Source organism: Yersinia kristensenii (genome assembly GCF_900460525.1).
Classification (GTDB): domain Bacteria; phylum Pseudomonadota; class Gammaproteobacteria; order Enterobacterales; family Enterobacteriaceae; genus Yersinia; species Yersinia kristensenii.
This window is the reverse complement of record NZ_UHIY01000001.1, coordinates 505,685-519,126: the sequence shown is the minus strand read 5'-3', so window position 1 is coordinate 519,126 and position 13,442 is coordinate 505,685. Positions and strand designations below refer to the sequence as shown.

Below are 13,442 nucleotides of genomic sequence, written 5' to 3'. Positions count from 1 at the left end.
CAGAGTGCACTTTTTAAATGAATGGCAATAGTGGGTTCAGCGCGATTTGCGAAGCGTACTGTCGGATATTTAGGTTCTTGCAGCTTAATCACAGATAATTTCGGCGGTGCTCGCAAAACAGAATGATAGCCTGCAATTGGTAGTCATCCGCCGAGAATAGTTTGATAGGATTATTTAAAGCGCATGGACAGGTCTAAGGCAGTTATATGTTTGGTGAGCGCACCGACTGAAATGAAGTCAATGCCTGTTTCAGCATAGCTACGCAAAGTTTCTAGTGTGACGTTACCTGAAACCTCCAATTGTGCACTGTTCTGGATTTTGGCCTGTTCATCGCGCATCTTTACAGCATCACTCATCATTGGAATAGTGAAGTTATCTAGCATGATGATGTCGGCACCGGCTTCCAGTGCTTGCTGCAACTCATCAAGAGATTCAACTTCAACTTCCACAGGGACATCAGCATGGATCCAAAATGCTTTGGCAACAGCTTCTTTAATCGAACCGGCAGCAATAATATGATTTTCCTTAATAAGGAAAGCATCAGATAAACCCAATCGATGATTATTACCACCACCACAGAGGACGGCATATTTTAAGGCGGTACGCAGCCCTGGGACTGTTTTTCGGGTATCGAGTAATTGAGTATGTAATCCAGAAAGTTCGGTTACATAGTGGTTCACTTCGGTAGCGACACCCGATAAAGTTTGCAGGAAATTAAGTGCAGTACGTTCACCTGTTAGCAGAATACGTGCGGGGCCAATCAAATGGCAAAGCACCTGATCCGCTACCAGTTTGTCTCCATCTTTAACTTCCCATGTGACAGACACCTGGGCACCAAGTTGAATAAATACTTCATTTAACCAGCGTTGACCACAAAAAATACCGGCTTCTCGGGTAATGATGGTGGCTTCTGCCTGCTTATCCGCCGGCAGTAATTGTGCTGTAAGGTCGCGGTCTGCATTGACCTCGCCACCAAGATCTTCACTCAAGGCCTGAGCAACAGTAAACGGGATATCACGTTGAATTCGTTCCAATAGCTCGGCACGGCGGCTGTCGGTATTATAGCTGCGGGTCGGCATAGAAAACTCCGAAATGGCGGATAGATAGTTGTCCAAACATGCTACTCTGTTGCTGGCAGAAGTGCCATAAAAGAGCAGGTTGAAGTGTCACCATTAGGGGGCTTAGGTAAACTATGCGGTTAGAAAATAACTGGCAGTTAGAAAATGGCTGGATTTCTGGGGTCAAACGGGTTGTTTCCCCACATTTTGATCAGCGACCAGAAGGCGAAGATCCTTCTCTGTTGGTGATTCATAACATCAGTTTGCCTCCCGGTGAGTTTGGCGGCCCATATATTGATCAGTTATTCAGCGGCACACTTAACGCCAATGAACACCCTTACTTTGCCGATATTGTTCACCTGCGAGTATCAGCCCATTGTCTAATTCGCAGGGATGGTGAAGTTATTCAATATGTTCCATTTGATCAACGCGCCTGGCATGCGGGCGTTTCAACTTTTGCTGGGCGTGAGCGGTGTAACGATTTTTCTATTGGGATCGAGTTGGAAGGGACTGATGTGTTACCGTTTACGCCCGCACAATATCGCAGTTTGGCTGAAATTAGCGCGCTGCTATTTACCGCTTATCCGATAACTGTAGGGCGGGTTACGGGTCACAGTGATATTGCGCCAGGGCGTAAAACCGACCCAGGGCCCGCTTTTAACTGGGAATTGTATCAACAGAGTTTGGTGAGGTTATCTTTGCCATCGTAATACGAAAGTGATGCAGTATTAACCTGAGGTTTATGGTTGAGCGCGTATAGCTTGTCACTTCGTCTGATATTGTCGTTTATGCATGCCGGGAGGCATATGTCCTGTTTCAGGGCGGATTAAGTGCAAAGGGAGAGTAAGAGCTAATGACACTGTTTACGCTGTTGCTGGTGCTGGCATGGGAGCGCTTGTTTAAACTGGGCGAACATTGGCAGTTAGATCATCGCCTTGAAGTGGTATTTACACGTTTACGCCACTTTTCGTTGGTACAAACAATTTTACTCACTGCGGTGTGGATGCTGCTGGTATGGCTGATTTTGCGGTTAGTACAAAATATCTTGTTTGGCCTCCCCCTTTTATTGGTCTGGATACTTATTTGCCTGCTGTGCATTGGTGCGGGGGGAATACGCAAACATTATCGGGCCTACCTGAAAGCTGCGCGTCAGGGTGATGTCCATGCCACCGATAAAATGGCTGAGGAATTAGCGCTCATCCATGGTTTACCGATGGATAGTGGTGAAAAAACCAGGTTGGAGTCGCTGCAAAATGCATTGTTATGGATAAACTTCCGTTACTATTTAGCGCCGATCTTTTGGTTTATTGTCTGTGTTAATTATGGCCCTGTGGCATTGGCGGGGTATGCGATGTTACGTGGATACCAAACATGGCTAGCGCGACATCATACTCCGTTACAACGTTCTCAATCTGGTATTGACCGTATCTTGCATTGGTTGGACTGGATACCTGTGCGGTTAGTGGGTGTTGCCTACGCATTATTAGGACATGGTGAAAGAGCGTTGCCAGCTTGGTTTGCTTCATTGGGTGATTTCCGTTCTTCGCAATACCAAGTGTTGACGCAACTAGCACAATATTCACTGGCGCGAGAACCTCATTTAGACCCAGTACAGACGCCAAGATCCGCAGTATCTTTAGCGCGAAAAGTGACACTGACGGTAATTGTAGTAGTTGCTTTACTGACTATTTATGGTGCATTGGTATAACGCCTTGATTTATAGCTCAGACAGCGGGCCCACTTCTGGCCAGGGCTCCCCCAATAACTCAGCTTCAATAAAATAAAATAAACGGGCCAGCACTGATGGCTGGCCCGTAGCGACAATATCGTCAGATATCTCAAGATAACACGATACTTTCTGCTATCAGGATTTTGCTCTTTGGTTACGGTTTTTCAGGATATAACCAACAGCCAATAGCACTAACCAACCTGGAATCAACAGCACTGAAATTTGGATGCCTGGTGTCAGATACATGATGACCAGAATGCCGGCCAAGAATAGCAAACACAGGTAGTTACTGAACGGATACCAGAAAGCTTTGAATTGTGGGATGACGCCCTGACGATTTTTAGCTGCCCGGAATTTCAGGTGTGCCAGGCTAATCATCGCCCAGTTGATGACCAGTGCCGACACCACTAATGCCATTAACAATTCAAAAGCGCGGCCGGGTATCAGATAGTTAATCAGCACACAGAAAGCGGTAGCAAATGCAGAGACGGCGATTGCAAGAACCGGCACTCCGCGGCCATCGACTTTCAGCAGTATTTTGGGGCCATTACCTTGTTTGGCTAAACCGAATAACATACGACTGTTACAGTAAACACAGCTGTTGTAGACCGACAATGCCGCCGTCAGAACCACAATATTCAATACCGTGGCGACCACATTACTGTTCAAAGCATGGAAGATCAGTACAAATGGGCTGCCGCCTTCCACCACTTTGTCCCACGGATAAAGTGACAGCAAAATTGCCAGAGAACCGATATAGAACAGCAAGATACGATAGATAACCTGATTGGTTGCTTTCGGGATGCTTTTGGCCGGGTTTTCTGCTTCTGCTGCGGTGATACCGACTAATTCAAGCCCACCAAAAGAGAACATAATGACCGCCATGGCCATCACCAACCCCATGATACCATTGGGGAAGAATCCGCCCTGCGCCCATAAGTTAGTGACAGTGGCTTCCGGGCCACCTTGCCCGCTCAGTAATAACCAGCCGCCGAATAGAATCATGGCAATGATAGCGACGACTTTAATGATGGCAAACCAGAACTCCATCTCGCCGTACACTTTGACATTCGCCAGATTGATGGCATTGATGGCGAGGAAGAACACTGCAGCAGAGACCCAGGTCGGGATCTCCGGCCACCAATACTGTACATAAATACCCACGGCGGTGAGTTCTGCCATCGCGACCAACACGTAGAGTACCCAGTAATTCCAGCCGGAAGCAAAACCGGCAAAATTGCCCCAGTATTTATATGCAAAGTGACTGAAAGAACCCGCTACTGGCTCCTCGACCACCATTTCCCCTAACTGGCGCATAATCAGAAATGCGATAAAACCACCGATAGCATACCCCAGTAACACTGAAGGCCCCGCCATTTGAATGGTCTGCGCGATACCCAGAAACAGTCCGGTACCAATAGCGCCACCTAAGGCAATAAGCTGGATGTGGCGGTTTTTAAGCCCCCGCTTTAGCTCCGCACCTTCCTGTTGAACACTCATTATTGCATCCTCTGTCGTTGTCACTTCTAGCGGGCAAACCTGTTGTCTTTCAATAAATTTATTGGGTATAAACGGGTGCCACATGCTATGCGTAAGATTTTGATTACATTATTTGTATTATTTTGTTTACGGTTGCTTTCTATGGAATTTACCCCATTGGCTACCGTTTAAAAGAGAATAGTGCTAGGCGATAATTATTGCATCTGCTTTTTATTTTATCCGCTTAATTTTTAGGCAAAATGCCAATAAAAATGTTGATGCGTGATCAAGCTGTTGTTTTCAGAAAAAGTAGTAATAGGTGTTTACTGCACAAAAAGTCACCAGTTGACTGTTTTTATTGTGGTCAAACTCGTATTTGGGTGGGAGAAGAGGAATTGACAGACTTTTCTTGTTTTGCATTGAATTTAAATTCATAAAAATAGGATTTAAATTCACTAATAAAATAACTATAACGCTTCAGCTTGCCTAAATACGCGTTTCATAAAAGTTAAAACTCACTGGCATCAAGTAATGGTATTACCACCACTAGGTTATCACTTTGCATTGCTATATCAGTGAAGTTGTTAAAATGTGCTGGGTTTCATGATTTTGGTCAAGGTCCGTATGGACAGGTAGTGAATACTTTGTTACTTTATCGTCACGTTTTTGAAATTGGTATTACCAATTGACTTCGAGCTACTCGCAGAGACGATTCACTCAATACGGCACAGCGCAACTTACAACACGACTTATAATAAAAAATATGGCCTACAACAAAATACGTCAGCCCAAATTGTCAGATGTTATCGAGCAGCAGCTCGAGTACCTGATCTTGGAAGGGACGCTGCGTCCGGGAGAGAAATTACTGCCTGAGCGCGAGTTGGCGAAGCAATTTGATGTTTCCCGACCTTCTCTGCGAGAAGCAATCCAGCGGTTAGAGGCTAAGGGGCTGCTGTTGCGCCGTCAGGGCGGTGGTACTTTCGTGCAAACCAATCTGTGGCAAAGCTTTAGCGATCCGCTGGCTGAACTGCTGGCCGACCATCCAGAATCACAATTCGATCTATTAGAAACCCGTCATGCCCTCGAAGGTGTCGCAGCCTATTATGCAGCCCTGCGCGGTACTGATGAAGATCTACAACGCATTCGTGAATGCCATACTGTTATTCAGCAAGCACAAGATAGCGGCGATTTGGATGCCGAGGCCGATGCTGTCATGCAGTATCAAGTTGCTGTCACAGAGGCTGCGCATAATGTGGTTTTACTGCATTTACTGCGCTGCATGGGGCCAATGCTGGAACAAAATGTTAAACAAAACTTTGAATTGCTTTACTCGCGCCGCGAAATGCTGGCAACGGTGAGCAGTCACCGCGCCGGGATTTTTGAGGCGATTGTGGCACGTGAGCCAGAGAAAGCTCGCGAAGCCTCACACCGTCACTTGGCGTTTATCGAGGAAATTCTGTTGGACCTCAGTCGGGAGCACAGTCGCCGTGAGCGATCTTTGCGTCGGCTCCAGCAGCGCAAGGATTAGAAACGAATCATTCAGGTTGCGCCTTAGCAAAACCTCAATAATTTTTTCTGAATTCTCATTTGAGAATGATTAGCGGCAACTAAACTGATGGGCCTATCTTCCGGTGTTTTCACCAGGGCACGTGCTTTAGCCTGGGGTTAAAGCACAGGAAGATAGGCTCCAAATAAACCATTAGAAACAGATAAGGAATACCACCATGTCAGAACGTTTAAATAATGACGTGGATCCGATCGAAACCCGCGACTGGCTACAGGCGATCGAATCGGTCATCCGTGAAGAGGGTGTTGAGCGTGCTCAGTATCTGATTGATCAGGTCTTGGGCGAAGCCCGTAAAGGTGGTGTGAGTGTTGCAGCTGGTTCAGCCAGTCGTGATTACATCAACACTATCCCGGTAGAAGACGAACCCGCTTACCCTGGCAACCTGGAGCTGGAGCGTCGTATTCGTTCTGCTATCCGTTGGAATGCCGTGATGACCGTGTTGCGTGCGTCGAAGAAAGATCTGGATTTGGGCGGCCACATGGCATCCTTCCAATCTTCCGCTACTTTCTACGAGGTTTGCTTCAACCACTTCTTCCGTGCTCGTAACCAAAAAGACGGCGGCGATCTGGTTTACTTCCAGGGCCACATCTCTCCAGGCGTTTACGCGCGTGCTTTCCTTGAAGGTCGCCTGACGCAAGAACAGATGGATAACTTCCGTCAGGAAGTTGACGGTAAAGGTTTATCTTCTTACCCGCACCCGAAACTGATGCCTGAGTTCTGGCAGTTCCCGACTGTATCTATGGGCCTGGGCCCAATCAGCGCAATCTATCAGGCTAAGTTCCTGAAATACCTGTCTCACCGTGGTCTGAAAGATACTTCAGCACAGACCGTGTACGCCTTCTTAGGCGATGGCGAGATGGATGAGCCAGAATCCAAAGGTGCGATCACCATCGCGACCCGTGAAAAACTGGATAACCTGGTCTTCGTTATCAACTGTAACTTGCAGCGTCTTGATGGCCCGGTTACAGGTAACGGCAAAATCATTAACGAACTGGAAGGCATCTTCAGTGGTGCTGGCTGGCAGGTTCTGAAAGTTATTTGGGGGAGTCGTTGGGATGAGCTGCTGCGTAAAGATACCAGCGGTAAACTGATCCAACTGATGAACGAAACTCTGGATGGTGACTACCAGACCTTCAAATCCAAAGACGGCGCTTATGTACGCGAACACTTCTTTGGTCGTTTCCCAGAAACTGCTGCATTAGTGAAAGACATGAGCGACGACGAGATCTGGTCTCTGAATCGTGGCGGTCATGATCCGAAGAAAGTCTTTGCTGCACTGAAAAAAGCACAAGAAACCACTGGCAAACCAACTGTTATCCTGGCCCACACCATTAAAGGTTACGGCATGGGTGAGACAGCTGAAGGTAAAAACATCGCCCACCAGGTGAAGAAAATGAACATGGAAGGGGTTCACCACTTCCGCGATCGTTTCAATGTGCCGGTTGCTGATGCTGATATCGAAAAACTGCCATACATCACTTTTGATAAAGATTCTGAAGAGTCTAAGTATCTGCACGAACGCCGCCAGGCGCTGGAAGGCTACCTGCCAACCCGCTTGCCTAAGTTCACTGAAAAGCTGGAAATCCCAGCATTGTCAGATTTCAGCTCCTTGCTGGAAGAGCAGAACAAAGAAATCTCTACCACTATCGCCTTCGTGCGTGTGCTGAACGTGATGTTGAAGAACAAGTCCATCAAAGACAGAATTGTTCCAATCATCGCCGACGAAGCCCGTACTTTCGGTATGGAAGGTCTGTTCCGTCAGATTGGTATTTACAGCCCGAATGGTCAGCAGTACACCCCGCAAGACCGTGAACAGGTTGCTTATTACAAAGAAGACGAAAAAGGCCAGATCCTGCAAGAAGGGATCAACGAACTGGGTGCCGCTTCTTCTTGGCTGGCTGCTGCGACTTCCTACAGCACCAACGATCTGCCAATGATTCCGTTCTACATCTACTACTCCATGTTCGGTTTCCAGCGTATCGGCGATCTGTGCTGGGCAGCGGGTGACCAACAGGCGCGCGGCTTCTTGATCGGCGGGACTTCTGGGCGCACAACACTGAACGGCGAAGGTCTGCAACATGAAGATGGTCACAGCCATATTCAATCACTGACTATCCCGAACTGTATTTCTTACGATCCCGCTTATGCTTATGAAGTGGCTGTCATCATGCATGACGGTCTGGAGCGTATGTACGGCGACGCGCAGGAAAACGTTTATTACTACCTGACTACGCTGAACGAAAACTATCACATGCCAGCAATGCCACAGGGCGCAGAAGAAGGTATCCGTAAAGGTATCTATAAACTGGAAACTGTTGCAGGTAGCAAAGGCAAAGTGCAGTTGATGAGTTCAGGGGCAATTCTGCGTCACGTTCGTGAAGCGGCTCAGATTTTGGCTAACGACTACGGCGTAGGCTCTGATGTGTACAGCGTAACTTCATTCACTGAACTGGCGCGTGATGGCCAGGATTGTGAACGTTGGAACATGCTGCATCCAACAGAAACTCCACGTGTACCTTATGTTGCTCAGGTGATGAACGACGCGCCAGCGGTTGCTTCTACTGACTACATGAAGTTGTTCGCTGAACAGATTCGTAACTTTATTCCTGCCAGCGAGTTCCGCGTTCTGGGTACAGATGGTTTCGGCCGCTCTGACAGCCGTGAGAACCTGCGTCACCACTTCGAAGTTGATGCTTCTTACGTTGTGGTTGCAGCTCTGGGTGAATTGGCTAAACGCGGTGATATCGACACCAGCGTAGTTGCAGAAGCAATTACTAAGTTTGGTATCGACGCCGATAAAGTTAACCCGCGTCTGGCATAAGAGGTAAAGAACAAATGTCTATCGAAATCAATGTACCTGACATCGGTGCGGATGAAGTTGAAGTCACCGAAATTATGGTGAAAGTGGGCGATACTGTTGAAGTTGAACAATCGCTGATCACCGTTGAAGGTGATAAAGCTTCTATGGAAGTCCCTTCACCGCAGGCGGGTGTGGTTAAAGAAATTAAAATTGCGGTCGGCGATACTGTCGCGACTGGCAAGCTGATGATGATCTTCGAAGCGACCGGTGCCGCTGCGGCGCCGGCTAAAGCTGAAGAGAAACCAGCGGCTCCTGCTCAGGCAGCGGCTCCTGCGGCATCAGCGGCGAAAAATGTTGAAGTGCCAGACATCGGTGATGATGAAGTTGAAGTGACCGAAGTGATGGTGAAAGTGGGTGATAAAGTTGAAGCTGAACAGTCTCTTATCACTGTAGAGGGCGACAAAGCCTCTATGGAAGTGCCAGCACCATTCGCTGGTATCGTGAAAGAGATCAAAATTAGCACCGGCGACAAAGTGAAAACCGGTTCTTTGATCATGGTCTTTGAAGTTGAAGGCGCAGCACCTGCGGCAGCTTCAGCGCCAGCACCGCAAGCCGAAGCTCCAGCCCAGCAAGCGGCTCCGGCTGCTGCACCGGCCAAAGCCGCTGCGGCCCCAGTGGCAAGCAAAGGTGAGTTTGCTGAGAATGATGCCTATGTGCATGCCACGCCGGTGATCCGTCGTCTGGCCCGTGAGTTTGGCGTTAACCTGGCGAAAGTGAAAGGAACGGGTCGTAAGGGCCGTATCCTGCGCGAAGACGTTCAGAGCTACGTGAAAGACGCGGTTAAACGTGCTGAAACGGCTCCTGCTGCTGGCGGCGGTCTGCCAGGCATGCTGCCGTGGCCGAAAGTTGATTTCAGCAAGTTCGGTGAAATCGAAGAAGTGGAATTGGGCCGTATCCAGAAAATCTCTGGCGCTAACCTGAGCCGCAACTGGGTCATGATCCCGCATGTGACACACTTCGACAAAACCGATATCACCGATCTGGAAGCGTTCCGTAAGCTACAGAATGACGAAGCTGCCAAGCGTAAGCTGGATGTGAAGTTCACCCCGGTGGTGTTCATCATGAAAGCTGTTGCTGCTGCTCTCGAGCAGATGCCACGTTTCAACAGCTCACTGTCAGAAGATGGTCAGAAGCTGACGCTGAAAAAGTACATCAACATCGGTGTCGCGGTAGATACGCCAAATGGTCTGGTAGTTCCGGTATTCAAGGATGTGAATAAGAAAAGCATCACTGAACTGTCCCGTGAACTGATGGCTATCTCCAAGAAAGCTCGTGATGGCAAGCTGACCGCTGGCGAAATGCAGGGCGGTTGCTTCACCATCTCCAGCTTGGGTGGTATCGGGACAACTCACTTCGCACCTATTGTTAATGCGCCGGAAGTGGCTATCTTGGGTGTCTCCAAGTCTGCGATAGAACCAGTCTGGAACGGTAAAGAGTTCCAACCGCGTCTGATGATGCCGATGTCACTCTCCTTCGACCACCGTGTGATTGACGGTGCTGATGGTGCACGCTTTATCACCATCATCAATAACATGCTGGCTGATATTCGCCGTTTGGTGATGTAATTGCTAAGGCTGGCTTCGCGCCGGCCTTGTTTTTACATAAGTCGACAAGGTTGTTGAGACCCTCGTCACGCGATGCGGCTTTTCAGGTTATTAACAATTCTGTAAACTGCACGCGGTGCAAGCGTCACGGTGGATGTGGGCGTTATGAGATTAATTAGCCTAAAAAATGGTGTCTGATCCGCCGGACAAACAATTAAGAGGTCATGATGAGTACTGAAATTAAAACTCAGGTCGTGGTACTTGGGGCAGGCCCAGCAGGGTACTCTGCTGCTTTTCGTTGCGCGGATTTAGGTTTAGAAACCATTCTGGTTGAGCGTTATGCCACTCTGGGTGGTGTTTGCCTGAATGTCGGTTGTATCCCTTCCAAGGCGTTGTTGCACGTCGCTAAAGTTATCGAAGAAGCCAAAGCATTGGCTGAACACGGTATTGTGTTTGGCGAGCCTAAAACTGACATTGATAAAGTACGTGTTTGGAAAGAGAAAGTTATCAATCAGTTAACCGGTGGTTTGGCAGGTATGGCTAAAGGCCGTAAAGTCAAAGTGGTTAACGGTCTGGGTAAATTTACTGGCGCGAACACTCTGGTTGTTGAGGGTGAGAACGGCCCAACCACGATTACTTTCGATAACGCGATTATCGCCGCAGGTTCTCGTCCCATCCAACTGCCATTTATTCCTCATGAAGACCCACGTGTTTGGGACTCAACTGATGCGCTGGCACTGAAAACCGTTCCTGAGCGTTTGCTGGTGATGGGCGGCGGTATTATCGGTCTGGAAATGGGGACTGTTTACCATGCTCTGGGCTCGAAGATTGATGTGGTCGAAATGGCTGATCAAGTTATTCCGGCGGCCGACAAAGATGTGGTGAAAGTATTCACCAAGCGCATCAGCAAGCAATTCAACCTGATGCTTGAAACCAAAGTGACTGCGGTAGAAGCCAAAGAAGACGGCATCTATGTCACCATGGAAGGCAAAAAAGCCCCAGCAGAACCACAGCGCTATGATGCAGTTCTGGTCGCTATCGGTCGTGTGCCTAACGGTAAGTTGCTGGATGCAGGTCAGGCTGGCGTTGAAGTTGACGAGCGTGGTTTTATCCATGTAGATAAACAACTGCGTACCAACGTGCCGCACATTTTTGCTATCGGTGACATCGTGGGTCAGCCAATGCTGGCACACAAAGGTGTTCACGAAGGCCATGTTGCTGCTGAAGTTATCTCCGGCATGAAACATTACTTCGATCCAAAAGTCATTCCATCTATTGCATATACTGAACCAGAAGTTGCATGGGTGGGTCTGACGGAGAAAGAAGCGAAAGAAAAAGGCATCAGCTACGAAACCTCCACTTTCCCGTGGGCGGCATCTGGCCGTGCTATTGCTTCCGATTGTGCAGATGGTATGACCAAGCTTATCTTCGACAAAGAAACTCACCGTATTATTGGTGGTGCAATTGTCGGGACTAACGGTGGTGAACTGTTAGGTGAGATCGGTCTGGCAATTGAGATGGGTTGTGATGCTGAAGATATCGCCCTGACAATCCATGCTCACCCAACGCTGCATGAATCTGTTGGTCTGGCTGCGGAAATCTACGAAGGTAGCATTACTGACTTGCCTAACCCGAAAGCGAAAAAGAAATAATTTTCTGCTGACGCGGTATTTACAGATGCAACACTGAAGCGGCCCTTTTATCAGGGCCGTTTTTTATGGAAACAATAATTTTAATTAATTTGGATCGGTGGGGGAGTGAATTTTGATCCTAGCCCTCTGAGAGCCCGCATTTCTACTTCAATTGTTTCATTATCAATAACATTGATTTTAGTAATCAAAAAAATGCTATGAGGAAGAAATATTCTGGTACCTTCGGCATTATCTAATAGGGCTGAGACATCAGTGCTGTAGGTTAATCCCCTGGGATAATGAATGGTGTACCTTACATTGACTTCTCCGTCATCGAGATCTTCAGTATTAAAGTTTGTGATATATTCTTCGTCTGACGTTGTACTAAAAAAAGTGTCATTGCTATAGGTTTCCTCTTCTTCCATTTCAGTTTCAAATTCCACTCTGTTTCTGACTTCACCGCGATAAACGATATCTGTATTATCGGAACTTAAATATTTGAATGATTTATTTCTAAATGAAATACTCACATCTGAATGACGTTTTAGTGCATTGGTTAATTGTTCTATTTCAATTTTAAGTCTTGGGCTGATATTATTACTGCGTATGGCATTATTAATTCTGATATAACTGTCTTCGGTATACTCTCTTAAAGCAAAGTAATCCTGAAAGCTGATTTTTTCATTAGTGGTTAATTTATTATATTCTGCTATTTCATCATTTATATCGAGCTGAGTATCAAGCCAAAATTCATTTCCGTAGATACTTTCTATTTCCTCAATAGCTGTCGCTACTTCGCTTTCCTGTATAGGGCCTCTGCGGTGTATTATAGTGAACTTGTTGGTGTCAGATTTTTGATTATCACTCTCTTCCATATCAGATTCTTTGATACTGGATGAGTCGGATTCGTTGGCATTGGATGACGTTGATTCTGATTCTGATTCTGAGCTGTTTACTCTTACCCGTTTAATGGGGGGTTCCTCACCTAACGTAGGGGCACTGGGGTCACCCAAAAGATAACCGGTTCTGCCATTGACTCTTCTTAGTACACCTTTGGCTTTTGGTTTGGCCATCGCAGGTAATAATGGTGTCCGCTCTGTAGTGGTGCTGAGTTTGGGCGTTGTTGGCACTTTTGCTGTCGGCTTAATAGGTAGCTTTCCTACCGAAAATTTAAATCCTTTCGGCTGTGGGGTCGGGCCGCCGGTTAATATACCCAGACCAATATCCAGCGCAATTTCTTCACCTGTAGGTGGTGGTGCTATCCCCTGATTTTCAGGAACCTCTCTACAGGGCACGCCGTTTTCCCATTTGCAATGCCTGGCTTGATATTGACTAAAGCTCTCTTTATTTGATTGATATTTAGGTTCTACTGGGCGGGAGTGTGCTATTTTAATAGATATAATAATATAAATAAGTATTAATAGGCTGAGGTTTCCTTTCATAAGAACTCCATATTAACATTCGTTATTGTAGTTAATTACATTTTTTTAAATCGGGAGTGCGGCTAAATATTTAGCTAAAGTGGATGTTAAATCAAGATGAAAAGTCTTATTGACGGTTTTATTTATATTTAT

Annotated in this window: 9 protein-coding genes; 6 read left to right on the top strand and 3 right to left on the bottom strand. The window is 47.1% G+C overall.

All coding sequences use genetic code 11. From position 1 onward, the window contains the following. Positions 1-170: 170 nt before the first annotated feature. Entirely contained in the window at positions 171-1,079 is a 909-nt protein-coding gene (nadC, locus tag DX162_RS02440; RefSeq protein ID WP_098080986.1) for a carboxylating nicotinate-nucleotide diphosphorylase, read from the bottom strand. Positions 1,080-1,192: 113 nt separating this feature from the next. Here nadC and ampD point away from each other — a divergent pair, with 113 nt between their 5' ends. Together ampD and ampE are read left to right on the top strand one after the other, a co-directional pair. Beyond that, on the top strand, positions 1,193-1,768 hold the full coding sequence (gene ampD / locus DX162_RS02435) for a 1,6-anhydro-N-acetylmuramyl-L-alanine amidase AmpD (protein WP_004389021.1): 576 nt from the start codon (positions 1,193-1,195) through the stop codon (positions 1,766-1,768). Between the two features lie 143 nt (positions 1,769-1,911). After that, positions 1,912-2,766, top strand: coding sequence for a beta-lactamase regulator AmpE (gene ampE / locus DX162_RS02430; protein ID WP_004389023.1), 855 nt, complete (start codon positions 1,912-1,914; stop codon positions 2,764-2,766). A 156-nt stretch (positions 2,767-2,922) separates the two neighbouring features. Here the strand turns inward: ampE and DX162_RS02425 are convergent, their stop codons facing one another. Beyond that, the gene (locus DX162_RS02425) at positions 2,923-4,287 is read right to left on the bottom strand and encodes an amino acid permease (protein WP_032819162.1); all 1,365 of its coding nucleotides are present in this window, start codon (positions 4,285-4,287) and stop codon (positions 2,923-2,925) included. 742 nt (positions 4,288-5,029) lie between these two features. Here DX162_RS02425 and pdhR point away from each other — a divergent pair. The 4 genes from pdhR (at position 5,030) to lpdA (ending at position 11,889) form a co-directional block, all read left to right on the top strand. Continuing rightward, a complete protein-coding gene (pdhR, locus tag DX162_RS02420) occupies positions 5,030-5,794 on the top strand; it encodes a pyruvate dehydrogenase complex transcriptional repressor PdhR (protein WP_004389026.1) in 765 nt (254 codons plus the stop codon). Between the two features lie 196 nt (positions 5,795-5,990). Next, a complete protein-coding gene (gene aceE / locus DX162_RS02410; RefSeq protein WP_004389027.1) occupies positions 5,991-8,654 on the top strand; it encodes a pyruvate dehydrogenase (acetyl-transferring), homodimeric type in 2,664 nt (887 codons plus the stop codon). A gap of 14 nt (positions 8,655-8,668) precedes the next feature. After that, positions 8,669-10,258, top strand: a complete 1,590-nt coding sequence (aceF, locus tag DX162_RS02405) for a pyruvate dehydrogenase complex dihydrolipoyllysine-residue acetyltransferase (protein ID WP_004389028.1) — start codon at positions 8,669-8,671, stop codon at positions 10,256-10,258. 206 nt (positions 10,259-10,464) lie between these two features. Continuing rightward, positions 10,465-11,889, top strand: coding sequence for a dihydrolipoyl dehydrogenase (gene lpdA, locus DX162_RS02400; RefSeq protein ID WP_005156808.1), 1,425 nt, complete (start codon positions 10,465-10,467; stop codon positions 11,887-11,889). An 80-nt stretch (positions 11,890-11,969) separates the two neighbouring features. Here lpdA and DX162_RS02395 read toward each other — a convergent pair whose 3' ends face one another. Further along, entirely contained in the window at positions 11,970-13,310 is a 1,341-nt protein-coding gene (locus tag DX162_RS02395; RefSeq protein WP_004389031.1) for an ADP-ribosyltransferase, read from the bottom strand. Positions 13,311-13,442: the final 132 nt, after the last annotated feature.